Consider the following 24091-nt stretch of genomic DNA (forward strand, 5'->3'; position numbering starts at 1 on the left):
GTCGCGTCGACGAGGTCACCGGCCCGGTCACGTTCGGTCTGGCTGAGCCGTCCAGTGGTGGCCGCTAACCGCTGGCCGGCTGCCGGCAGGCGGGCTGCTTCGCCTCCGGTGGCCCCCGGGGCGGACGAAGGCTCGATCAGCCTCTTTCTCTGCGTCGTGCTGTTCGGCGCCTCGTTGCTGTTCGCTGCCCTGCTGAGTGACCAGGCGCGCGTCCTGCACGCCAATGGACAGGCCTTCGACCTCGCCGGAAGCGCCGCGCGAGTCGGCGCGCAGCAGCTTGACCCCACCGCGCTCGCGGCCGGGGCGGTCCAGGTCGACCCGCGCGCCGCGACGTCAGCCGTGCACGCCTATCTGGCCGCCCACGACGTCACCGACATCCGCGTGACGGCCACCGAGGCGACGGTGACCGTCACGTTGACCCAGCACGTCGCCTTCCGGATTCCCATACTTTCCAGCGCTTCCGGGGCGGACATCACCCAGACCCGGTCCGCGACCGCCACGGCCGGACCCTGACGGACGATCGTGAGGTTCGATGTGATGCGAGGTCACCGGCCGACCGGTCGCCACGATCTCATCCCACCGCGGTGCACCCGTCGAGCCTTGCGGGCCGGCCCCGCGTGGTTGGCGGTACGTGTCGTCGGCCGAGCGGTGCTCGCGCTCGCCGCGCTGACAGCGTTCTCGATGATCCCGCTGGTGCTGTGGATGTGGCGGGACGTCCCGCTGCCCTCCACCTGGGAACCAGCCCGGTGGCTGACCCTCGCCCGCCGCGGCTACCTGCACCCCGACATCGTGCCCAACACGGTCGCGGTCCTGATCTGGATCGCCTGGGGGCAGGTCGCGCTCGCCCTCCTCCGCGAGATCGCCGCCCAGTTCCAGCGCGGTGCGTCCGCCACCCGTACCGTGCTGCTTCCCGGTGTGGTCCAGCACCTCGCGGGCAGCTGGATCGCCTCCCTGTCGATCCTGTTCAGCCTCCTGGCTGGACGTTCCGCAATGGTCGCCGTGTCCCTCGACCTACCGGCCTCCCACCCGGCCGCGGGGAGCGTTCAGACCATCGCGGCGAACGCCGCTGAGCCCATGGGGGGACCGGCGCCCAGCACCTCGGCAGGCAACGCGCTACCGGCGAACGGGATGCCGACCGAAGGAACCGATCCAGGCGGGACCACCTGGCGTCGGCACGTCGTGGCACCCGGCGAGACTCTGTGGGGCATCGTCGGCGGCGAGTACGACGACCTGGAACCAGACGCCTTCCCGCCGGCCGTCGCGGAGGTCTTCGAGACCAACCGCGGCACCACCGACTCGCTCGGCCGCGCCCTGGATCGGCCCGACCTGATCAACCCGGGTATGGAACTGCGGCTACCGCAGCTTTCCACGGGGCAGCTGCCTGGCGGGACCTATACGGCCCCGCAGCCCATCTCACCGCCCGCTCCTGCCCCTGCGCCTGCTCCTCCTGCACCCACTCCCGCGCCTGCCAGCCCGGCGAGCCCAGCGAGCCCGAGGGCGTCAGCATCGCCGCCCGTCACTGTGCCCCACGACGTTCCCGCTGTTCCTCCCGGGGACGAACCAGAGGTGCCCCTCAGCACGTGGATCGGTGGCGCCGGTCTCCTCGCCACCACCCTCGTCGGCCTGTGGGCCGCGCGTCGACGCCGCCGCGACAGCACCGTCACCCCGGCGCAGGAGATCCCCGACCCGGATCCGGCCACAGCCGCCCTGCACGCGGCTCTGCTGGACGCGGACGACCCGGATCTCCTCGACCGACTCGACGCCGCCCTACGCAGCATCGGCGCGGCTCACCGTGATCAACCCGACGGGCCGAGCCCCCAGATCCTGCTCGTCCAACCGGACCAGAGCATCGAGGTTCTCCTTCATCCCGACGGCGCACAGACCCTGCCACCGCCATGGGATGCCGGGCCCGATCCGCGGATCTGGACCCTGCCCGCCACCGCGGCGCTCACTGCCGCTGCGGACATCCCGCCACCTTGCCCGGCGCTGGTACAACTCGGCACGACCGCCGCGGGCGCGGCCCTGTACGCCGACCTCGAAGCCCTCGGCACCCTCGGCATCGCCACGAGCCCGACAGACCCCAACCGGCTGGCCGACTTCTGCCGGGCGATCCTTGCCGCGATCGTCGCCTCCCCTTGGGCCGATCTCACCACCGTGCGCACCGTCGGCCTCGACCCGCATGCCTTCGCCGCAGAGGAACGAGTCCAGGCAGCCAAGGACGTCACCGAGCTGACGGACGACGCTCGCGCCGAGGCCGCCGCCATCGACACCGTCCTGCGGGAGCGGGGCTACCCCAGCACGCTCAACGCCCGGATCGCCGAGCCGGGCGAGGAATTCGACCCGACCATCGCCCTCCTCGCCACTCACCTGGACACCGACGCCGGCCGTACCGAAGCGGCCGACCTTGCCGCCGCGGCAGGCCATGGCCGGCGGGGGCTGGCCGTCGTCCTACCGGCCCAGCCCGACATCCTTACCGCGTGGATGCTGCGCCCCGACCCGGCCGGCCGCGGATCGCGCCTGGACCCCCTCGGCGTGCTCCTGACCCCGGTCGGGCTCACCGACACCGACGAAGCCGCCGTCGCCGCCTTCATCGCGGACGCGGAGGCACCTCCCATCGACCTGCCTCCACCAGATCCGCCCGCCGAGACTCCTGCGGTGTTCGTCTCGCCGCCCTGGGAGGTGATGGTGCGCCTGCTCGGCCCCATCGACATCACCACCCGCGACGGCCGCACCCCGCCGCGGGCCGAGACCCGCGAACGCACCAACGAGGTCCTCGCCTGGCTGGTCACCCACCGGCACGGCACCCGCACCGATCTGGAATCCGCGCTCTGGCCGCGGGGAGCAAAATCCAAAACCCTGGCGAACGTGCTTGCCCGGGCACGGCGCCTGCTCATCAACCTCGTCGGTGAGGATGCGAAGAACTGGGTGCCCCGATATGACCGCGGCCCCCTCACCCTCGACCCCCGGGTGGTCTCCGACCTGGACATTCTCCAAGCCCTCCTGCGCCACGCCATCGACCAGCGTGATCACCACGAGACGGCGATCGCCACGCTGCAGGAGGCCCTCAAGCTGGTCAGAGGTGTGCCCGTCGGCTATCCGTGGCTGGATGCCCAGATGGGCTCGATCCTGACCACCGCCCCAGTCAACGCCGCGATCCTGCTCGCCGAACACCAGCTCGCCGCCGGCGACACCGCCGGCGTACTGGCGACCACCGCCCGAGGCATGGAAATCCTCCCGGCCCACACCACCCTGTTCGCGCTGCGAATGCGCGCCCACGCCGCCGCCGGCGACCCCGACGCGGTCAAAGCCGAATACCGCTCCTACCTCCGCGCCGAAAAGGCCGAACCCCTCTGGGACGGCGAAACCGACCGCGACCTCGAAGCCCTCCACTACAAGCTCACCCGCCGCCGCACAGCCGGATCCGGCTGAACCGGCGAACACTCAGCGGACTCAACGAAAGACCTCTGGACTCGGGTGGGGGTGCCGAAAGCGCCGAGTGGAGTCCACTGACGTGGTGTACGGATCGTGATCGTCGAGCGACTCGCCGGAGTGGCGGTCCGTGACGTAGAGCGACCACCGCGTGATCCTTTTCGAGAAACGTGCGAAGCAACTCGATGAGGAGACGCGATGGCCGCGCGCCAGACTGTGACGGATGTGGACTCGTTCAGCAAGGAGCTGATGACGGCGAGTCCGGATCTGTTGGGCTCGATGGTGAAGGCGTTCGCGGAGGCGTTGATGGGCGCCGAGGTGGACGGGATCTGCAACGCGGAATATGGGGAGATTTCCCCCGAGCGGGTGAACCGGCGGAACGGGTATCGGGCGCGGGAGTGGGACACCCGTGCCGGGACGATCGAGCTGGCGGTGCCGAAGCTGCGGCAGGGATCGTATTTTCCGGAATGGCTGCTGACCCGGCGCCGGCGTGCCGAGCAGGCACTGATCTCGGTGGTCGCCACCTCCTATCTGCTGGGGGTGTCGACCAGGCGGGTCGACAAACTCGTTGAACAACTCGGGGTCGCGCATATCTCGAAATCGCAGGTATCGGTACTGGCGAAGCATCTCGACACCCAGGTCGAGGCGTTCCGGTCCCGGCCGTTGGACGCCGGTCCGTACCGGTTCGTCCAGGCGGACGCGTTGACGATGAAGGTCCGTGAGGACGGCCGTGTGATCAACGTGCACTGCCTGCTTGCCGTGGGGGTCAACGGTGACGGGCACCGGGAGATCCTCGGCCTCGACGTTGTGAGCAGCGAGGACGGTGCCGGCTGGCTGGCGTTCTTCCGCGGCCTGGTCGCCCGAGGCCTGTCCGGGGTGCGGCTGGTGACCTCCGATGCCCACCGGGGACTGGTCAACGCGATCGGCTCCACACTGCCCGGTGCGTCGTGGCAGAGATGTCGGACTCATTGGGCCTGTGCAGAATTAACCCGTCGGCGTGGCGGCCTCGTCTGCCGGCAGGACAGACGCGAGGAGCTGTTCGGCGGAGCGGTACTTGACGGGTGCTCGTGGCAGGTGGATGTCGTCTTCTTCGAGGATGGGGCGGACTTCGAGGAAGGCGGTGCCGATGGTGCGGTGACTGACGCCGAACAGCTCGGCCAGGACTCGGCCGGTGGCGACTTTGCGGTGGTGAAGGATCGCGGCCAGGACACGTTCCCCGCTGGTGATCTTCTGCGGGAAGACACCGCCGCGGGTTCCGGGGAGGCGCTGGCGGCCGCGTTGCTGGTGGCGGCGTCGTTCCACGGCGGCTGCTTGGCGGACCGATACCTGGTCGATGAGTGCGGCGAGGTCGGCGCGGCTCATGCCGGTCAGCGCGGGGTCGGACAGCGTCCAGGGCAGCGACGGGCGGCCGTCGTCGTACTGTCCGGTGCGCGCGTAGGCAGTGACCTGCTCGGCGCAGGTGAACCGCAGGGTTGTCGGCGTGATCGTGATGTTCTGCTCGTGCAGGAGATGCCGGACGTCGGTGACCGCCTGACCGATCGTCCGCGCTGCGACTTCCAGCATGTCCGCCAGGAGCCGTTGAGAGCAGACCTGGCGCAGGTGAACGACGGTGATCAGGACCCGGTCGCGGGGCGAGAGCAGGGTTCTGCCGTGGGCGCCGGGGGCGTGGCGACGTGGTCCGCCGCGTCCCTGGTAGCGGCGCTGCTCCCGGCGGGCCGCCTGTTCCGGCGCCAGCTGTTCTGCGAGTGCGTCCAACTCGGTGATGCTCATGCCGGTCAGGCGCGGGTGGGCCAGCAGCGTCAGGGTCGCTGCCCGGTCTGAACCGGTCGCGGCGTTAACGGCGGGTGGGGCCGTGCCGTCGGTGTGTGTGGGGTGGATTGTGTAGTTCCATGTTCTGTGCATCGTGTGGTGTTCGATCGGTAGGGCATCGATGCGGGCTTTGCTGACGGCGACGCCGATCGGATAGTCCCTGGTGTCCAGGTGCGCTTCGACACGTAGTCCGCTGCGGGTTCGGGTCGCCGCGATGGTGTTCACGACGACTTCGTGGCTGGTCAGTGGCCTGCCTCGCCAGTTCATGGTGATCTGGGAGAACAATCGATGTTCGATTTTGTGAAAGCGCCGGGATAAACCGGCATGGAGGAGGAGATGGAAGAGCTCTGCGTCGAAGGGCTAGCGACCCACGGCGACCCCGAGTCATGCGTCGACGTCCCGCGAGGGCGTGGCGAAGCGTTGACAGGGGCACGTGCAGGCCGGGCTATGGAGCCGCGAAATGAAGCATCCGGGGTGCCCACGCTGTACAAGAGGCGGAAGGCCACACTACTGGCGGCGCTATCGCGAGTCGTCGGTGGACCCTGCGCGGTCAAAGAACCAGGGCATGTACGGAACCTCCATGCGCGAGAACCGGGAGATCCCACGCTCGCCCGCCCGGCCGATCACCGGGTGGGCCGTTCAGGGAACATAAGGTGGTACGCCTGAGATGCACGAGCGTGGGAAGTCGGATCGTCTTGTAGTACCTGCGAACCCGCCGAACAAGGCCACAGCTGCGGAGGTGGGGGAGGGAAGGGGACGAGCCAAGGGGAACACGGACAGTAAAACGCATCCCGGACACAGCGCCGGAACTGATGCGTCCAGTGCGCTGGGCCGTGTGCGTGAAGTGGCACGACGGGACAGGAACGCGCGGTTCACCGCGCTGCTGCACCATGTCACGCTGGGTCGGCTCCGGGAGGCGTATCGGGCGATCAGCCCGAAAGCGGCTGCTGGGGTGGACGGGGTGACGTGGACCGACTACGGGCAGGACCTGGAGGCCAATCTGCAGGATCTGCACGTGCGGGTGCAGTCGGGATGTTACCGGGCGACACCGTCGAGGCGGGCGTACATACCGAAGGCGGACGGGCGGCTTCGGCCGCTCGGGATCGCCTCGCTGGAGGACAAGATTGTTCAGCGGGCGGTTGTCGAGGTGCTGGGCGCCGTCTACGAGGTGGACTTCCGGGGCTTCTCGTATGGGTTCCGGCCGGGGCGGGGTCCGCATGACGCGTTGGACGCCCTCGCGGTCGGGATCTGGAGGAAGCGGGTGAACTGGGTGCTCGACGCGGACATCCGCGACTTTTTCGGCCAGATTGATCATTCCTGGCTGCGGAGGTTTCTGGAGCACCGGATCGCGGACAAGCGGGTCCTGCGGCTGATCGACAAGTGGTTGGCCGCGGGGGTCGTCGAGGATGGGGAGTGGACAGCGTGTGAGGAAGGTTCGCCACAAGGGGCGTCAGTGTCCCCGCTGCTGGCGAACGTCTACTTGCACTATGTCCTCGACCTGTGGGTCGACTGGTGGCGGCGTCGCCACGCGCGCGGAGATGTCATTGTCGTGCGCTGGGCCGACGACTTCATCGTCGGGTTCGAATACGAGGAGGATGCGCGGCGGTTCCTGGACGAGCTGCGCGAACGGTTCGCGAAGTTCGGGTTGGAACTGCACCCGGATAAGACGCGGCTGATCGAGTTCGGGCGGTACGCCGCCCGGGATCGGAAGCGGCGGGGTCTGGGCAAGCCGGAGACGTTCGACTTTCTGGGGTTCACGCACATCTGTGCGACATCCCGGAGGGGGACGTTCTGGCTCAAGCGCATCACGATCGCGAAACGCATGCGGGCGAAGCTGAAGGCGGTCAATGAGCAGCTGAAGCGTCGCCGGCATACGCCCATCCCGGATCAGGGACGCTGGTTGGCGAGCGTGCTACGTGGGCATATGGCCTACTACGCCGTGCCCGGCAACACCGACACGATGTCGGCCTTCCGTACCCAGGTGACACGGCACTGGTGCAAGGCGCTGCGGCGCCGCAGCCAACGTGACCGGATGAACTGGCAACGGATGGGGCGGATCGCGGCTCGATGGCTACCCCCAGTCCGAGTGATGCATCCCTTCCCGGAGAGACGCTTCGCAGCCAGAACCTGAGGCAGGAGCCCAGTGCGGTAGTCCCGCACGCTGGGATCTGTGCGGGGGGCCGCCCGCAAGGGCGGTCCCTACCGCGACTCCATTTCGACGTGCCGGGCGGAAAATGACACACGGTGATCGTCAGGCCGGTGTCGGCGGCGAGCGCGGCGAGTTCGGCTTTCCAAGCTCGAAAGCGGTAGCTATTCGACCCGCCCGCGTCCGCGGTGACCAGCAGCCGGGTGGCCTGGGGGTAGTCGGCCTGGCCGCGGGCCTGCCACCAGCGGCGGATCGAGGCCACCGCGAACGCTGAGGTGTCGTGGTCGACCCCGACGTTGACCCAGCCGGCGTCGGTGGTCAGGTCGTAGACGCCGTAGGGGATGGCGGTGTCGCCCTGCGGGCCGGTGAAGAAGCTGTGATCCTCGACCTGGACAGGGTCGCCTTTCGGTCGCCATTCACGGCCCGGGTTCGGGAGCTGGCCGAGCATCTCCTTCTTTTTCGCGTCCACGCTGATGACCGGCTCGCCGACTTTCTGATGTTCCATGACCTGGTTGTTCAGGTAGCGGAACTGGGCGTCCCGGTCGGGGTGCTGCTTTCCTTCCAGGGTTTTGGAGTTCGCCTGCAGGCTGAAACCAGCCGCCTGCAAGAGCCGGCGGACTGTCGACGGCGATACCGGGTGCCCTTGGCGGGTGAGCTGTTCGGCGAGGTGTCGTAGCGACTTCGTGGTCCACCGCAGCGGTGAGGTCGGATCACCTCGCTCGTCCGGCTCGACGAGTGCGAGGAGCGCTGTCACCACGGCCGGGTCGGTGTCCTCGATGCGTTTACGGCCCCCACCTGGCCGGCGGACTCGTCGATCGGGCAGGGGTTCCCCGCCCGCTTCGAGCTCGAATACGCCGACGCGGACCGTGGTCTCGCTGACACCGGCGACTCGGGCCACCGCGCGGATACCGCCATGCCCCAGCAGCCGGGCTTCGGTTGCCAGCACCAGTCGCCGCTGCCGCTCGTCGAGGTGCGGCAGCACCACCGCGAACCGACGAGACAGCTGGTCCAGAACATCCCCCATGATCGCCATAGCACGACATCGAACCAGACAGGTCGAACCACCAGGTTGTTCCTGCACAGGCCCATTACCTTCGGGACTTGCTCACGATGACACCAAAATCATCGCAGCCGTGGGTCGCCACGCTCGTGAGAACTGTCTTCGACCAGGCCGACGCCAATGAGGTCGGCGGGCAGTTCGACCGGGTCGTCGAAGCCCTCTCCGAGAAACTCCCGAAGGCCGCCGACCATCTCTCCGGCGCAAAAGCCGACCTACTCGCGTTCACGACCTACCCGCGGGAGGTCTGGCGGCAGATCTGGTCGTCGAACCCGCAGGAACGACTGAACAAGGAAATCCGCCGCCGTACCGACGTCGTCGGTATCTTCCCCGACCGTGACGCCATCATACGTCTCGTCGGCGCGGTCCTCGCGGAACAACACGACGAGTGGATCGAGACCCACCGCTACTTCGGCCTCGAAATCCTCGCGAAAGTCGACGCCACGAACAAGAAATCCGACACACCTGAGATCGGCGTGACACCCGAAGCTCTGACCGCATAACCTTCAACCAGGATCACGCGGCATCACGCTCCGTACACCACCACCCTGGGCATGACCAAGCGCCGGCTCGGGTGCCTACTTCACTGACCTTGCCCGGACGCTTGTTTCGGTTCGGGACTTCAAAGCTCGGCGCCGCCGTCCACCATCCGACCCGATCAACGCGATGCTTTCCTACGGGTACACACGACTCGCCAACGAGGCGGTAGCTGCCGCTGCTGAAACCGCTGGACTCGACCCATGGTCGGTCTTCTGTACCGCCACCGTTAGGGTCAGCCCGCGCTTCATCAGTGATTCGACGCGATCCTCGCGCCACCCATCATCCCCGACCGTTGCGATCCCCCCAGGGGTGATCAGCGACAACCCTGGTCGCGCGCCCACCGGCGGCGGGCACGGGTTGCGATCCCTCCAGGGATGATCAGCGACTCGGCCCGGTCGGCTCCTACTGGGAGCACTGGCGGGCGTTGCGATCCCTCCAGGGATGATCAGCGACTGCAGACCTGCGGGTGCTGCGGCGGGCAGTGGGCGGGTTGCGATCCCTCCAGGGATGATCAGCGACCCAGATCGCGGCGACCTGACGGAGGGTCGTCTCCGTTGCGATCCCTCCAGGGATGATCAGCGACGGGACGCACGCGCCCGCAGGCCACGGCTCAGGATGTAGTTGCGATCCCTCCAGGGATGATCAGCGGCTAGGCCGGCCCGACGTCGACCACGTCCTGGACGCCATGTTGCGATCCCTCCAGGGATGATCAGCGACGTGAGCTGAGGTGCGTCGCGGTCGAACGGGCGAGGTTGCGATCCCTCCAGGGATGATCAGCGACGAGGACACGGGCGACGCAGCCCGACGTGAGTTGGTGTTGCGATCCCTCCAGGGATGATCAGCGACGCGGCCACCCGGGCGTCCTCCACCAGCCGACGCCGTTGCGATCCCTCCAGGGATGATCAGCGACAAGACCGCACCGAGGATGACATGCGGGTCTACACCTGTTGCGATCCCTCCAGGGATGATCAGCGACGAATCGTCACACGCCTGTTCCACGGCCCTGAGCTGTTGCGATCCCTCCAGGGATGATCAGCGACGTGGCCCACTCGCGGAACGCTGCCGCCCCTGCGGGTTGCAGGGATGATCAGCGACCCCGCGAACGTCTTCATGGCCGTCATGCAGGGCCTGTTGCGATCCCTCCAGGGATGATCAGCGACTCGTGCCGGATGTAGTCGAGCTCATGCTGGAAGCCGGTTGCGATCCCTCCAGGGATGATCAGCGACACGGCATCGAGTTGCCGAAGTTGGCGTCGAGCATGTAGTTGCGATCCCTCCAGGGATGATCGGCGACCTGGTCCAGGGCGAGCTCGGCGAGACGCCGGCGACGTTGCGATCCCTCCAGGGATGATCGGCGACCCGACGACCTGCCCTGGGAGCACGGCCCCCGCAGCTGTTGCGATCCCTCCAGGGATGATCAGCGACCTCGCCGCCGCCGCCGGCCGGCGGCGCCCTGGGCCAGTTGCGATCCCTCCAGGGATGATCAGCGACGTCGGGCATGGACGTGGCCGAGCCGGACGGGTTCAGTTGCGATCCCTCCAGGGATGATCAGCGACAGGGTGGCGTGGTCGGCGCTGCCGCGCATGGGCCCGTGTTGCGATCCCTCCAGGGATGATCAGCGACTGTCCAGCATGTTGACGCTGTCGAACACGGTCGACCGTTGCGATCCCTCCAGGGATGATCAGCGACGGCAGATCCACTTCCCCGACGGCACCCCGCTTCTGGGGTTGCGATCCCTCCAGGGATGATCAGCGACGCGGGCCTGGTGCGCACCGACACGTGGATCCCGAAGTTGCGATCCCTCCAGGGATGATCAGCGACTCGAGGACGCCCGCCAGCACCTGAACTTCCGGTCGACGTTGCGATCCCTCCAGGGATGATCAGCGACGGACGCCCTGGCGGGCGGAGACCCCCGCCCCCTCGCGTTGCGATCCCTCCAGGGATGATCAGCGACCCGGCGGCCGCGCTGGCCGGTTTCATGAATCCGACCGGGTTGCGATCCCTCCAGGGATGATCAGCGACACCACAACCCGCACCAGGGGGAGCTGTGCCGGGCGTTGCGAATGATCAGCGACCCGAGGCGGCGATGGGCGGGACCTGGTCACCGCTGTTGCGATCCCTCCAGGGATGATCAGCGACCAGCCGACGGGGATGGCACTACCGGCGCCGGCGGGCGTTGCGATCCCTCCAGGGATGATCAGCGACTCAGAGTGCCACTCGGAGCACCGTTCCTCGACGTGGGTTGCGATCCCTCCAGGGATGATCAGCGACCCCGGCGGCCGGCCGATGACCGCGTTCCCGGCCCCGGGTTGCGATCCCTCCAGGGATGATCAGCGACGCATGGAGGTAGCCGGGGAATTGGGGGGCGGGGTTTATGTTGCGATCCCTCCAGGGATGATCAGCGACCAGGCGCAGCGACCGACCTGCACGACGGGGATGGGTTGCGATCCCTCCAGGGATGATCAGCGACCGCCGACTGTCGCGCGGCTCCTGGCCGAGCGCCTGTTGCGATCCCTCCAGGGATGATCAGCGACCCGAGTGTAAAGGCGCAGGTCGGAAGGCATGATCGGTCTCGGTTGTGGGCCCGTTCTGCGGCGGTCCGGCGGTAGTGCAACGCCGCAGGTCAGGGCCTTGATCGACACGACAACGGACTTGCTGGCGATTTTGGTGTAACCGAACGCGGCGTCCTGCTTGGCGGGGCCGAACTCCTACCTGGCGCCGGCAGGAGTCCAGGTTGACGAACGCCATCGTGTCGGCCCCGTCGAGTGCCCGGACTGTGGCGGCGAGCTCGGCCAGCAGCAGCCGGTTGACCTTCTGGAGTTGGCGCACGTCGTCCCAGGTCAGCGACCGCAGAAACGTCCCGGGCGTGGCGGGCCCCGGATCCCGCGAACGGGTCGGCCAGCGCGTCGTCGCGCACGGGTGCGGGCTGAGATTGCGTATTCTTACGGTCCCGCGTTCACGATTTGGCGGGGGTCGAACTGGTAAGGAATCTGGGTGCCGGGTTCGATGGTGTCGGCGTCGCGGAACGCTTTGGTGACGTACACGCAGGAGGCGTCGAGTTCCGCGGCCAGACGTGCCATGGCCAGAGACATCAGCTTCGTGCCGCCGGTGACGTCGACCGCCACGGAGGTCAGGTCGTAAACGGCCCCGCCGCTGGGACCGCGGGACAGCGCTCGGTTCACGTAGGCGACGAAGTCAACAGGATCTTCGCAGTTGGGGACGGCCAGTAGACCCGTCTGCAGGCCGTCGCTGGTAAGGCCGTCGCGGGTCTGGGTCCATGCGTCGTCCGGGACGTCGGGTGATCTGAGCAGGATGACGGTCTTCGGAGTGATCCGGTCGACGAGGATCTCCAGGATTGAAGGCAGTCGACCAGTCCGCAAAGCTCGGGGTTGGTACTGGGGCCCGGCGCGCAGGCTGAGCGCGATGATGAGGGTGTCGTGTGGTTGGACGTTCGAGGTGAGGGTGCCGATGCGGGCCAGGTCGCGGCGGTGTCGGCGGTTCTGGACCGCGAACACGGCGACGCAGGCGGCGGCGACGAGGGCGACCCCGCCAAGTCGGACGCCAGCCGTGGCCTTGCCTTCGACGCCGGTCAGGTCGATGAGGATGTCGGGGAGAACCGGGGCGAGGAGAAGGGCGACGAGGGCGGACTGCAGATAGGCCTGTGACCCCCGGTAACTGGTACCGAGAGCGACGAGTGCGCGCCGCCATCCGCCCCGGGAGGCTGGGGTGGTCATCGGTAGTCCTTCTCCGCGATGGGGTCCAGCGAGAGGCGGTCCTGGCCGTGCAGGAGCGGTAGGGAGCGGTCTTCCTGGGGGCGGGACTTGCCTGCTGCCGGCCGGCTTCTCACCGTGTTCGCGTCGTGCTTGGCCCGGGCTTCGGCGGCGCGTTCGTTCGCGACGAACCATTCGTAGCCCTTGTCGACATCCTCGGCATTCTGCCGCGGATAGTGCACCGGGCCGGATACCCCGGCGGCGGCGACGCGAACGGCGGTGATGGCGGGTTCGAGCACCGGGCCGGCCAGGGCTTCGAACTTCTGCGCGAGGCCGGCCCAGCCCGGGTTGTTCGGGCGGGTATCGGTCAGGGAGGTGAACCGTTCCGTGATGTCAGCGCCGGTCGCCAGGCGGGTCGCGTCGGGGTCGAGGCGTACCTCGACGACGCCGAACCCGTGCGGCTTGCCGAGACCCAGCCGCATTCGGCCCGGTCGGGCGGGTTCGGGTCGCGTGGCATCCGGATTGCTGGCCCGGCCCAGGTGATGCGGGTCGAGCAGCCACAGCAGCGCGCCGAGTTCGGCGTCGGAGAGGTTGTCGACGGCGAGTTCGAAGCTGAAGGTGACACCCGGCCGCACCCACTCGTGTAGTTCGCTGCTCTGTGTTCTGGGTTGGTCGGGGTAGCGCACGCCGCTGGGTGCGCGACGTTGCGGAAGATCGCGGCGCTGGTAGAGGTAGACCTTGCGACCCCGCCAGGTCTGGCCGTCGGCGAAGTGACGGGCGCGGGTCGTGCCCTGGTCGAGTGGTTGGACCGGGCCGGCTCCTTTGATCTTGCCGAGATAGAACCGTCCCTGCGTCGGTTTCGGCGTCGACAGGATCGGCAGGACCAGCGCGGTGGGTTGCACGTCGACCGTGTCGGCGGGCGGGCCGAGCACGTTGATCACCCGTAGCTGGCCGCGGTGCGCGCGGCGCGACTGCCCGCGGGTGGTGGCCGGCTCGTCGTCGCGACTGGTCGGGGCGACCCAGCCGAAGACACGGTCTGCCGGGGAGAGATCGTCCAGGCTGGTCGCCGGCCGCAGTCGCCAGGCCGGGTTGAGGAGATCGATGGGGCTTTTCTCGTAGCCCTGGCGGCTGATCATTACCGGGCGTAGGCGGAGCAGCCGTGCGCCGGTCGCGTCGTACTCGGCCCAGCAGGTGAAACGCGACGCTGTCCGCGGCTCCTCGGGACGGGCCGGGGAGAGGTCGACGCCGGTCCAGGCAGGTGGCGTCCGGCCATGCTTGGTGGCATCGGCGGTGTCGTACAGGTGGCGTGCCCACGCCGTGTCACCCGGGTCGGGCCCGAGGTAGTCCCAGGGTGAGTGGGTGCCGTTGGTGTCATCGCTGCGCTGCCAGATCTCGTCCTTGCGGGCGACGAGATGGGCCGCCCGCTGGTCGTCGATCAGGTTCTGCAGGGCGGTGAGCAGGGCGTCGACGTTGTCGTCGATCGTCACCGGCGGGTCGAAGGCGACCGTCGGGTCCGCGTGCACGCAGGTGTCGATGAACAGGCGTTCGTACTGCTTGCCCTTGATGGTCGGGCCGGTGATGTGCAGGTAGCCGGTCACCTGGGCCCAGCGCCGCTGCCCGTGGGCGGTGAGGCGGCTGATGGCCTCTTCGAGGTCGGCTCCGGGGGAGAGCGGCAGGCAGTCGGTGACGTGCCAGCGTGCCATCGCACGAGTGGTTCTGTTCGGTCCGGGAACCTGAATCGTGACCTGTTCGACCAGGGCGGCGACGTGCTGACCGTTGGCGAGCGGCGGCCGGTGGGGTGCCGCGCCGGCGAGCAGGGTGGTCGGCGGGCGCTGGTGGTCGCCGGCGTCGTGACTCCAGGCGGGGAGGACCGCGCCGGGCAGGGTATCCATCCCGGGCACGGTGAGAGTGCCACCGACGTGCAGGGCCACCCCGGTTGCCGTGGGGGCGACGACCACGGGCCGCAGCCCGCTGCCGCTGCTGGCCGACGTCCGGTAGTGCAACGGCCGGTGGTGCGCGCGGGAGACCACTCCGAAGCGGGAGTTCGTGACGGCTTCGAAGGCCGCGCGGAGCATGCCCTTGATCTGGGTCGGCGCGATGTCGACCCGCCGCAGCGCGGGGTCCGCCGGGTCGGCCGCCAACGGCACCCGCAACTGCGGAACCGCGGACGGGCGCCGGTCCCGGTCCTCCACGATCAGCAAGGGGCTGACCGTGGTCGCGGTGACCCGGATCCGTCCACTCCACCGGTCGCGCGACCAGCGGTCATGACCTGGCGGCGGGCCATCCGACAACGCGGCTGGAAACCCCTGGTCGCGGCGCAGCGCCGGCACGAAGTTGTACGGGTTGTGAAAGTTCACGTGGATGTCCGCTCGCTGCGGCCGAACTCGGGGTCGGCGACGGTGATCTCGAGAAGGCGCTCCTCGCGGACCTCGGCGTTGCCCGTGTCATCGCGGCCGAGATACTCCCGGGTCCGCAGCTGCAGGTAGGCGGCGGGCCACAGACCGGGCTCGGTGGGCGGGCCCGCCTGGCTGCCCGTTGGCAGCGGGTCGGATGCCGGTGTGGGGGCGGGGACGTCGAGGTAGCCGATCCGTCCCTCCAGGGCACGAAACCAGCCGGCGGTGTCGGGATGGGCGACGAAGCGGCGCCCCCACAGGGCGTACCGGCCGTCCAGCGCCGCGGCCACCGCCTCCTCGTGGGCGGGCCAGCCGTCGGGCGGCGGCAGCGTCTCGGTCAGCAGGACGGCGGTGCCGCGGCCGCCGCCGGTCTGCAGCCAGCGCAGTTCCCCGAGCGGGCTGAACAGCCGCAGCGCGAACACGCCGTCCAGGTCGGCCGGCCCGTCCGGTGCCGCGGCAGCGCCGTCGTGGCAGCGGACGACGGTGTGCGCGGTCGGCGAGCTGAGTAGTCCGACGCAGGGCTGCCCGAGCAGGCCGGCGAGAGCGACGACGTCCTGCGCGGTCACGGACGTCGGGGCGTGCGCGACGAGAAGCCGCACCGAGCTGTCGGGCTGGGCGCCGATGCTCACCGTGCCGCTGCTCCCGGTGCCGTCGGGCAGGGTGCCGCTCGTCATGGGGCCGTCCTCACATCAGCGCCGTCCGGTACGGGCCGCAGCGCGGGAACCCAACCCTGTCGCGGGGCCAGGTCATCCAGCCACATCCACCACATCTCACGGAGCTCGTCGGGATTGGCTCCGGACAGGTCGGGGCAGCCGGGAAGGTCCCCATCGGCGGGCATGCGCACACGCAGGCCGGTCACCTCGACCTCACCCAGCCCCCGGGTGGTGCCGTGGCCGAAGCCGGTGTCCCCGTCGAGCAGCACGCCGAGCGCGCACCCGAGGAGCACCAACGCGGCGCGCACCCGGTCACGATGGCTCCCGTCGTCATCGCCTGCCGCAGCGTCGCGATCCTCCGCGGCAGGCCGGGCCAGCGCCCGGTGTAGCGCTGGGAGGTCCACCTCCAGCCGCAGAGCGGGCCAGCGGACTCCCGCCAGCTCCTGCACCGTGAACAACTGTTGGTCGGCCGTGCCTCCGGTCCAACGGTCGATGGCCACATGCGTGCGAACCCGGTCCCAGCCGGGACGTCCACCATCGGGTTCAGCGGTGTCGCCGTCCGCGGTGGACGGCTGGCCTGCAAGGTGGTCGGCCCAGGCCTGAGGGTCGATGATCGGCGCCTGCGCGGCTGTGTCCGCCACCCACAGCGCCCCGGCGCGTCGCCGAGAGCCGAACAGCGCTTCGATCGCCGGGACCCGCAGGGCGAACGCGTCCATCGTCCCCACGAAGTCCGCCGCAGGCGCCCCATCACCGCCATCGTTGGCATCGCCGTCGACGTCATCGTCTTCGGTGGCTGTGGACGGGGCCGGTGCGGCGTCTGCGAGGACCGTGCGGGCAATCCGCTCCGCGAGGGAGCGCAGCACCCCTTTGACCGACGTGGCGGGCAGTATCGGCACCAGACCGTCGCCGGTGGCGGTCCGGGCCATGACCGGCACCAGGTGCGCGCCGTCCGCCGGGGTGCCGGTGGCGACCACCACAGGTCGGATCGGACGCCAGGACACGTCGAGGTGCAACCTCGACGTGTCCACCTGTCGGGGCAGGATCTCCGACTCCGTGGCGGAGCCCTGGAACCAGGCAAGCAGGTCGGCTCTGGAACGCAGGTCCACCGTTCGCTCGGTGACTGTCAGGCAGCGGAATCGTCCCAGCCCACGGCGGGTGGACCCGCCAACCGCCACGCCATCGGCACGTACGGCGCCCAGCAGCGTGCGCACCGCCTCCGGACCGGCGCCGGCCGGTCCTTCGTAGCGCAGCCGCAGCGTCACCGAGGTTCCTGCCGGCAGTACCTCTCGGTCGAACCGGATCCGATCCGCGGCGGCTCCGGTGACCCGGTCGATGCCGACTCCGGTACGCAGCTCCAGCCCCGTGTCGGTGACCACCGTGTCGTGCACCGTCACCAGGCTCGCCCAGCCTGCGTCGGAGGTCTCCGACCGGCCGTTCTCCTGATGACCGAACACCGCCCGCACCGCGGCGGGGGACAGACCGACCCGGCCGGCCACCGACCGCAGCACGCCAGCCCACGAGGTGCCCGGAATGTAGGGCCGGCCCAGCCCGTCGCGGGCGATCGTCAGATCGGTGGTGTCGCCGGCGTACGCGCCACCGACCGCGACCGCCGTCTCCGCCAGCAGCGTGAGTGTCCAGTCGATCCGGGTCTCGACCTCACCGAGCACACCCGTCGGTGAACTGGGCGGATCACCGGCGTTCACTTCCGGCGTTTCCGCAGCCGACCGCGTGGCCGCTGCCGCGGTCACGGGCGATCACTGGTGTCGGCCGCGGCGGGGCGACGTGCCGCATCCATCAGATCCCCGACCAGGAGCGCGAACACTTCTCGGCGAAGCTGCGCGTCCAGTGGTCCGCTGCCGGCCACCTCCTCGATCCCTCCGTCCAGCAGTCCGAGCGTGCACTCGGCGAGCCTGCGTTGTGTGTCGCGGTCCCGATCCTCGCGTGCCGTCCAACGTGCGCACTCGGCTCGAAGTCGGGTGTCAGCGGCCCGCAGGACGGCGTCGTTGGCCAGCGTCAGCCAGGTCGATCGCTGGCTCGGACTCATCGCACGCAGGCCGCGCCGCAGTGCTGCGTACCCGGCGGGAGGATCGGGCTGTTCCCGCAGCTCGATCAGCCGGGCCCGGCAGGCGCTGACGACGGCACTTCCGCGCAGGTGGTGCAGCGCGGCCTGTTCGGCCTCGCTCAACTGCTCACCGGAACGGTCCTCGCCGGTTCTGTCGTCCGCGGCTGCGGCCGGCTCGGCCGCCCGCAGGTGGGCGAGGTCGAGTAGCGGCGCGTCGATGACCACTTCACCGAACCCTTCCGCGCGGCGCTCCCCGAGGCCTCGGTCCGCGAGATCGGCCCAGGCGGCCGGATCGATCGCTCCGTCCTCCACGCGCAGGGTCAGAACCGAACCCGCCGCGAGACCGACGATGCTCTCCCGTGGAAGCTGCCACCGGCCCTGCCACGAGTCGCGTCTCCGGGTCCGGGTGACGCAGGCGAGCCGCCCGTCCTGCGCGGCCCAGCCGAGTCGAAGCCCGCCGCCGTCGAGCCGAGTGGTGAGTGCGGCTCGGACGTCCTCAGGGTCGCCAGTCTGGCGCAACGAGCGGCTGGACACGACGAGGTCGGCCGCCGCCCACACCTGGAACTCGCCGCCGAGCGACGGCGGGCCCGCGCAGACCCGGCCAGTCACAGGCGCACAGACCGTTGGGCCCTCCGGGCTGACGGTGTCGACCTGGACCAGGCCGTACTCGCCTTTTCGGCGCGCACCCATCCGGGTCTGCCCGAGCAGCGGCTCCCACCAGCGGGCACCGAACGTCGCGGCCAGTTGGTCGACGACCCGTCCGGACACGACGAGCTCGGTGCGCAGCCGGGTGCCCGCGGGCAGCACCTCAACCGCGTACAGCCCGGCCGGCGAGTCCGGCCGCTGCGTGGAGCGGGACACCGCGTTGTGCGTGGCCGCCCCAAGCGGCGTTTCCACGAGCACGACGCCGTCACCGACGGGATCGGGCACGGTCCACCGGTCACGGACCTGCCGGGCAGGCTCGCCCGGCAGCTGCACCCGGGCCGCGTTCACCAGCTCCCCAGTACGGCGTACCCGGAACAGGCACAGCGGCGCGGGCAGGCCCCGCCGTCCCGCGATCTCCGGATAGGCATGGCGGACGAGCAGGTCATCGGACGCCACCGCGGCACGCACCACACGATCCCCCCACCGAGCGGACAGCCATGACAGCAACGCCGCTCCCGGGATGTGATCATGTCCCAGGGTGATGTTCCCGATGACCTGCCGAGGCACCCGTACCGGCGCCACGCAGGTCAGTCGCAGCTCCAGCCGCACGGGCTCCGCCGCAGCCGAATCCGAGCCCGAGGCCACCCGCGCCTCCGGGCTCGGATCGGGCGGATCGGGCGGGACGGGCGGCGACATCACCGACGCTGCCGCCGGCTCGGTGGCCGGCGGCTCCTCAGGCGTCCATCCGGACCGCGACAGCCACTCGGCCCACACGGCGGGATCCTGGCCCGCCCAGCGCAACACCACCCAGCCCGCGCCTCGGCGACGGTCGCCTCCGACCCGCTCGCACCAGGCCGCACCCAGCACGAGTAGCGCCGTTACGGCCCGCCACATCTCGTCAACCGGGCTGCGGTCGTCCACCATCGACCGGGCCTCGGGCAGGTCGATGTGCACGGCGGCGGTGAGGGGCAGGCCGACCCGGGCCATCTCCACGAAGCGCAGCATGTCGTCGGTGGCCCGGCCGGTCTCCGGATCGATCCGGACCCCCGGCTTGACGAAGGTCGTCTCTCGCCGCAGCGCCGGATCGTCGATCAGTCGGGCGCGCAGGCCCGCGGACAGCCGCCCGGCACCGACACCGAGCGCGGCCGGTCGCAGCCACCGTCCGGCCCGGCCCCTCCCCTCGGTCGCCAGTTCACCGAACAACACCTGGTGCCAGGCCTCCCACGTCCCGTCGCGTGCTCCGTCGTCCAAGCCCCGCGCGACGGTCAGACAGGCATCACGAAGAACACCGGTCAGCGTTGTCCCAGGCAGGTAGGGCAGCCCGTCGTCATCACGGCGGACCGCGGCATTCACCCGACCCGGGATCCGCGCACCGGATCCGACGTGCCAGTCGGACAGGGTTCGTATCTGGAGCTCCGACTCGGCCGTCAGCGCAGCCGGCGGCCCGTCCGGCGGGCTGGGGGAGCCCACCAGCCGGGTGTCGTCGTCGACGCTCACCGGGTCTTCGCCCCGACCGTCAGGTCGGCCAGCTCCATTGCGTCGAACAACGGCGTCGACCAGCGCCGGTGATCTACGCTGACGGGGCGGACCAGACCGGGCGGATCGCCGCGGCTGCCGGCCAGCTCGGCCAGCACCCCGCGGTCCTGAGGAGAACCGGACTCCGAGGCCCGCCGCCACAGATCGGCGAACCGCCGCTCGGCACGACCCACGTCAACGGTCAGCTCCTCACGCAAGGCGTGCAACTGGCTGCGGGTGACGACCGCGCCGTCCCCACGGCCGTTCGCGCACCCGGCGACCGCCGCCGCTCGCCGCAGGACCGTGCCGAGATCGCGATATGTGGTGTCGGCCGGCAACGGGCCGTCGTCCGCGGCAGCGAGCAGAAACGGCCGCTCGTGCAACGACAGCGCACCGTCGAGACCCGGCGCGGTCGCCAGTTCGACCCTGCCGCGCAACGTCTCCAGCGACGACACCACGCTGTCGAACAGCACGTGCAGGTCGACGGCGTGCGCCGGGACACCAACGGGCAGATCCGCCAGAGTGCCCTTCGCGTTGCGGCACAGATCCTCCGCCAAGCCATAGGCGGCGGAGAACGGGAAATGCGGCTTCACCACCGCCACGCCGGCCGCGGCCGTCAGTCCCCGCCCGTCGTTGACCCGACGGATCAGCTCGTCGTTACGGGTGGCTCTCCCGAACTCGACGAGATAGCTCTGGACGAACGGTATCGCCGCCGAACCGTCCACCAGAACTGTCAGGTCGTCACCGCCGACCACCAGCGGGACGAGAGCCAGCGCGGACCTGTCGGAACCACCTCGCGCCCGCCGGGCTGGTACCTGAGCCGTCGCTGCCCGCAGTGCCGCATCTGCTGCCGCCTGCACCCGACGGCTCAGCTCGGCGACCATCGCCGCATCTCCCAGCACCTCCGGCGCGCGCTGGAACAACCCGCCCAACCCGTTCCCGTCGGCATGTACGACGGCGACCCAGTCCACCTGCTCAAAGAACACGTCGATGTCGAGCAATGTGACGGTAGCGCCGACGAGGGCACGCATTCGCTGGTCCGCCGCCGACCGCATCCGCCGCTTCGCCGCCACCTCCGCCGACATGGGCACCGGCTCGTCCCCGGCACGCGGTCGTCCATTCCGGTCGGGAGGTGCGTCCGACCGCCACACCGCCGCTGGCAGATCCGTGCTCGCGCACGAAGCGACCATGGGGAGACGACCGAACCGTGCCGTCGAGGACGGACGGGAAGCCTGTCGAGTGCTTGCCTCAGCGAACACCCGGCGGATGTCCTGCTGGCTCGGGAGCGGACCCGTGATGTCCACGCTCGCGCCAAAAAGGTTCAGCCCCGGCGCGCTTTCCAACCCAGCAGACGTCACTCGCCACACCAGATCCGCCGAGACCTGCACGCCACCATCCGGGCCATCGGCGAGGACGAGGGTGCTACCCGACGACGCCTGCAGCACTCGGGCCCAACTACCAGCCGGCGGCTGCGCCGTCACCGCCGCACAGGCCGCCTCGACCCACGTCGTGGTCGCGGCCCTGACCAGCTCGGAAGCCCCAACAGCCTCCCGAAGCCGGTTGCTCGCGAAGATGTAACCCTGGTTACCCGACGAAGTAAGCAACACAAGCCGCACGGCGCCCCCGCCCATGACCTCGGACACTCAAGTCCGACACCACATCCGAACGTCTCAAGATCGATGCAAACAGTAGCAGGGTGCCTACATCGGGCCTGTGTCCCGGTCCTCAGCGCCGCGTACAGCAGCGCGGGTCGGTCCTCGGATGGGGCGCCAACGCCGGGCCGCTCCCGATGACCCGGTGACGGGTCTGAATCTGCGGGACCCTCAGTCGACCTTGAGCAGGCGGTATGGCGTTACACGCCTATCCGGCCGAGGAAACGGATCCATCGCCGACTCGCCCGGTGACTATCGATCATCGGGATGACGTCTCAGGAGGCGGTCGCGAGTGATCGACTCTGAGGTTCGTGTTCGACACTCTCAACACCCGAGGTCGGCGCTCTGGTGTTCGGGGTGCCCCTGGCTCCCCAGCCCGATCATGAGGGAGACTGGTGCGGTTCCGTCACATACCCGGATCGAGGTCTGGCGGATCGAGACCTTCGTCGGGGGGACGAGCTGGGTTAGCGATTTCTGGGTCAGGTCGAGTGCTTAGATCGTGTTCTCTTTCTGGTCCGTTCGGGTCGGGAGTGAGTGTCACGTTGATTTCGTCTGGGACGTTCTGGGCGGCAAGGGCTGCGAGAGTGACGAGGGATTCGTCGCCGCCGAGCTGGAGGCCAGGAACGGCGGTGAGGAGGGCGATGAGGTCTTCTCGTGGATAGCTGAGGGCAGTCTCGAAGATGCGATGGGGTGCGTCGAGGAGTTCGTGACGGGGGTCGTAGACGCGGACGTAGTCGTCTTCGATCACAATTCTGGGTGGGGCGATGGTTGGCGGCATGCCGCGCTTTGGTGGGGTTGGGATATCGGGGGAGTCGGGGTCGAGAATGGGGTCGTGGGAGGGCCATTCCTGTGGTGGGAGGGCTGGGCGGGGGCCGGTGGGTCCGTCCGCGACGAATGTGGCTTCGCGCAGGGTGACGAGGATCTCGCCGGTTTCAAGGGGGACGCCGGCTTCGGCGCGGGCGTCGAGGAGTGACTGCACGGTGGGCCAGGCGGTGCCGGCGACCGGTTCGACGTGGGCGGCGTGGATCCGGACGGGGCCGGGTGTCCCGTCGTCGGGTTGGACGTCGTAGGTGGGCTGGCCGCCGGGTTTGAGGATGGCGCGCAGGACGGTTCCGGTGGCGAATCTGGGGTCGTCGATGGTGCGGATCTTCGCGCCGTAGACGAGGACATCGGGGGCCTGGGTGTTGGTGAGGGCGGCGTCGGGGGCCTGCAGGGTTGGCTGGACGTGTTGGGCTGGGGCGAGAAGCTGCCATTCGAGCAGGCGTCCCATGGGATGGCCGGGGAGCCGGGCGACGTCGGGGCGCCATCCGTAGTGCAGGGAGCCATCGGCGGCAAGGATGGCGTCGGTGATGATGCCGCTGGCGGGGGTCGTGCCGGTCAGGCCGCGGACTTTGACGCGGGTTCCGATCGGGTAGGGCGCGGTGGGCGGGGCGAGGACGGATCGTAGTTCGGCGCCGTGTCTGGTGAGGAACTCTCGTTGCGGGGTGTATGGGCGGGCGCTCCGGCCGTCGAGGGCATGGTTGGCGATGCGTCGCAGCGTGGTGTCTGATTCGAGGTCGGAGCCGAGGGCAACCGAGAGGGTGTCCGAGGCGAAGATGACGCGCTCGTTGTGCCAGATGCGGTAGGCGAGCTGTAGGGACGGGCTGTGTTCGTCCTCGAAGGTCAGCGTTGTGGATACGGCGTCGATGCGGTAGGGGCCGTGTTCCCAGGTGCGTATCGGGCCGTTCAAATTCATGAGAAAGCCGTAGGTGACGGCGGGCATGTCGGGAACAAGTACCTTACTGGCGCGCCACGGCTGGTAGTCGGTGCCGCGGATCCATGGGGACGGTGGTGAGATTCTGGTTTTAACGGGTCGGGTTTCCGGTGCGTGCTGAAGTATCTCCTGAACGGCCGTGGGGAGCGCGAAACCGAGCTGGCCTTCGATGCCCCACAGGGTGCCCTCAGCTCGGTAGATAGCGGTCGTGTATGTCGACTTCTCATTCCGGAAGAGTAGCTCTGCATTTATTCGTCCGGCGTTGTGGGGTGAGCGGCGGAATCGCCATGCCCCGGCGGGAATCTGGATTTCGGCGAGGGAGGTTCTCGGGTGGTGCTGATCGTCGCTGTTGTTCGCCACGATGATCACGGTTTCTTTCTGCCGCCGGTGAAGGACAGCGAGTATCGGCCCCGGCGCCGAGGCCGGCGGGGGTGCGATGGTGCACGCTGCAGGAAGTGCGAGCCGCCGCCGCGTCGGAAGCCGCAAGTTCCGAGATCGCCGCTGGGAAAGGTCCCGGGGGACATCTCCGGCGTGCGCGTTCCTCGGGGGATGTGGGTGGGGAACAAGCGGGGGAACGCCGCGGGGATAGCGGTGGCGAGCCTGCGCGGCTATGACGAACAGGACCTTCGCGGGCAGCAGTCCCGCACGCAGCATCCATCCCCGGTCTGTTTCGCCCTGCCTGGTGCGGTGGTGGCGTGACTGGGCCGCATGGACGGACAGTTCGGCCT

General features: G+C 69.3%; 12 protein-coding genes, 4 pseudogenes and 3 CRISPR repeat arrays. Of the genes and pseudogenes, 7 read left to right on the forward strand and 9 right to left on the reverse strand.

Going from position 1 to position 24091, the window contains the following annotated elements; translation table 11 throughout:
• The first annotated feature begins 108 nt into the window (after positions 1 to 108).
• The 3 genes and pseudogenes from FRANEAN1_RS06710 to FRANEAN1_RS06720 all read left to right on the forward strand — a co-directional run.
• Entirely contained in the window at positions 109 to 513 is a 405-nt protein-coding gene (locus FRANEAN1_RS06710; protein ID WP_157472403.1) for a hypothetical protein, read from the forward strand.
• A gap of 108 nt (positions 514 to 621) precedes the next feature.
• Positions 622 to 3429, forward strand: coding sequence for a bacterial transcriptional activator domain-containing protein (locus FRANEAN1_RS06715; protein ID WP_347177007.1), 2808 nt, complete (start codon positions 622 to 624; stop codon positions 3427 to 3429).
• Positions 3430 to 3627: 198 nt separating this feature from the next.
• Positions 3628 to 4404: pseudogene (locus FRANEAN1_RS06720) on the forward strand (IS256 family transposase); the annotation flags it as partial.
• 9 nt (positions 4405 to 4413) lie between these two features.
• On the opposite strand, the gene FRANEAN1_RS38205 reads toward FRANEAN1_RS06720, so the two are convergent.
• The gene (locus FRANEAN1_RS38205; protein WP_347177204.1) at positions 4414 to 5535 is read right to left on the reverse strand and encodes a hypothetical protein; all 1122 of its coding nucleotides are present in this window, start codon (positions 5533 to 5535) and stop codon (positions 4414 to 4416) included.
• A 547-nt stretch (positions 5536 to 6082) separates the two neighbouring features.
• On the opposite strand from FRANEAN1_RS38205, the gene ltrA reads away from it, so the two are divergent.
• Positions 6083 to 7369, forward strand: coding sequence for a group II intron reverse transcriptase/maturase (gene ltrA, locus FRANEAN1_RS06725; protein ID WP_347177008.1), 1287 nt, complete (start codon positions 6083 to 6085; stop codon positions 7367 to 7369).
• 73 nt (positions 7370 to 7442) lie between these two features.
• Here ltrA and FRANEAN1_RS38210 read toward each other — a convergent pair.
• Positions 7443 to 8417 (reverse strand): annotated as a pseudogene (locus FRANEAN1_RS38210) (ISAzo13 family transposase); the annotation flags it as partial.
• A gap of 47 nt (positions 8418 to 8464) precedes the next feature.
• Between FRANEAN1_RS38210 and FRANEAN1_RS06735 the strand changes: the two are divergent.
• Both FRANEAN1_RS06735 and FRANEAN1_RS40290 read left to right on the forward strand, forming a co-directional pair.
• Positions 8465 to 8944, forward strand: a pseudogene (locus tag FRANEAN1_RS06735) (IS256 family transposase); the annotation flags it as partial.
• Positions 8945 to 9008: 64 nt separating this feature from the next.
• Positions 9009 to 9185 (forward strand): annotated as a pseudogene (locus FRANEAN1_RS40290) (CRISPR-associated endonuclease Cas1); the annotation flags it as partial.
• A gap of 87 nt (positions 9186 to 9272) precedes the next feature.
• Positions 9273 to 10021: a CRISPR direct-repeat array (repeat unit 30 nt; unit sequence GTTGCGATCCCTCCAGGGATGATCAGCGAC).
• Positions 10022 to 10046: 25 nt separating this feature from the next.
• A CRISPR array of direct repeats spans positions 10047 to 11002; the repeat unit is 30 nt; unit sequence GTTGCGATCCCTCCAGGGATGATCAGCGAC.
• 23 nt (positions 11003 to 11025) lie between these two features.
• Positions 11026 to 11515: direct repeats of the CRISPR family, unit length 31 nt; unit sequence GTTGCGATCCCTCCAGGGATGATCAGCGACC.
• 407 nt (positions 11516 to 11922) lie between these two features.
• On the opposite strand, the gene FRANEAN1_RS06740 reads toward FRANEAN1_RS40290, so the two are convergent.
• The 7 genes from FRANEAN1_RS06740 to FRANEAN1_RS06770 form a co-directional block, all read right to left on the reverse strand.
• Positions 11923 to 12714: a hypothetical protein gene (locus tag FRANEAN1_RS06740; protein ID WP_020458994.1), complete on the reverse strand. Its 792-nt coding sequence runs from the start codon at positions 12712 to 12714 to the stop codon at positions 11923 to 11925.
• A complete protein-coding gene (locus tag FRANEAN1_RS42035) occupies positions 12711 to 15047 on the reverse strand; it encodes a hypothetical protein (protein ID WP_041253762.1) in 2337 nt (778 codons plus the stop codon). Before FRANEAN1_RS42035 ends, FRANEAN1_RS06740 begins: the two co-directional genes overlap by 4 nt.
• Positions 15044 to 15757 carry a CRISPR-associated protein Csx19 gene (gene csx19, locus FRANEAN1_RS06750; RefSeq protein ID WP_020458996.1) on the reverse strand — a complete coding sequence of 238 codons (714 nt, stop codon included), beginning with the start codon at positions 15755 to 15757 and terminating at the stop codon, positions 15044 to 15046. The genes FRANEAN1_RS42035 and csx19 overlap by 4 nt, the downstream gene beginning before the upstream one ends.
• Positions 15754 to 17439 (reverse strand): RAMP superfamily CRISPR-associated protein, encoded by a 1686-nt coding sequence (locus FRANEAN1_RS06755; RefSeq protein ID WP_041253764.1) that lies wholly within the window; start codon positions 17437 to 17439, stop codon positions 15754 to 15756. Before FRANEAN1_RS06755 ends, csx19 begins: the two co-directional genes overlap by 4 nt.
• A 41-nt stretch (positions 17440 to 17480) precedes the next feature.
• A complete protein-coding gene (locus FRANEAN1_RS06760; protein ID WP_020458998.1) occupies positions 17481 to 19940 on the reverse strand; it encodes an RAMP superfamily CRISPR-associated protein in 2460 nt (819 codons plus the stop codon).
• On the reverse strand, positions 19937 to 21049 hold the full coding sequence (locus FRANEAN1_RS42040) for a hypothetical protein (RefSeq protein WP_198145466.1): 1113 nt from the start codon (positions 21047 to 21049) through the stop codon (positions 19937 to 19939). Before FRANEAN1_RS42040 ends, FRANEAN1_RS06760 begins: the two co-directional genes overlap by 4 nt.
• Before the next feature lie 967 nt (positions 21050 to 22016).
• The gene (locus FRANEAN1_RS06770; RefSeq protein ID WP_347177009.1) at positions 22017 to 23372 is read right to left on the reverse strand and encodes a hypothetical protein; all 1356 of its coding nucleotides are present in this window, start codon (positions 23370 to 23372) and stop codon (positions 22017 to 22019) included.
• Positions 23373 to 23894: 522 nt separating this feature from the next.
• Here FRANEAN1_RS06770 and FRANEAN1_RS40715 point away from each other — a divergent pair.
• The gene (locus tag FRANEAN1_RS40715) at positions 23895 to 24062 is read left to right on the forward strand and encodes a hypothetical protein (protein ID WP_157472409.1); all 168 of its coding nucleotides are present in this window, start codon (positions 23895 to 23897) and stop codon (positions 24060 to 24062) included.
• The last annotated feature ends 29 nt before the right edge of the window (positions 24063 to 24091 follow it).

It is taken from the genome of Parafrankia sp. EAN1pec (assembly GCF_000018005.1).
GTDB classification, from domain to species: domain Bacteria; phylum Actinomycetota; class Actinomycetes; order Frankiales; family Frankiaceae; genus Parafrankia; species Parafrankia soli.

Coding starts and splice junctions, on each gene's coding strand:
- FRANEAN1_RS06740 (WP_020458994.1), bottom strand. CDS start 12,714: ATGACCACCCCAGCCTCCCGGGGCGGATGGCGGCGCGCACTCGTCGCT.
- csx19 (WP_020458996.1), bottom strand. CDS start 15,757: ATGACGAGCGGCACCCTGCCCGACGGCACCGGGAGCAGCGGCACGGTG.
- FRANEAN1_RS06770 (WP_347177009.1), bottom strand. CDS start 23,372: ATGCCCGCCGTCACCTACGGCTTTCTCATGAATTTGAACGGCCCGATA.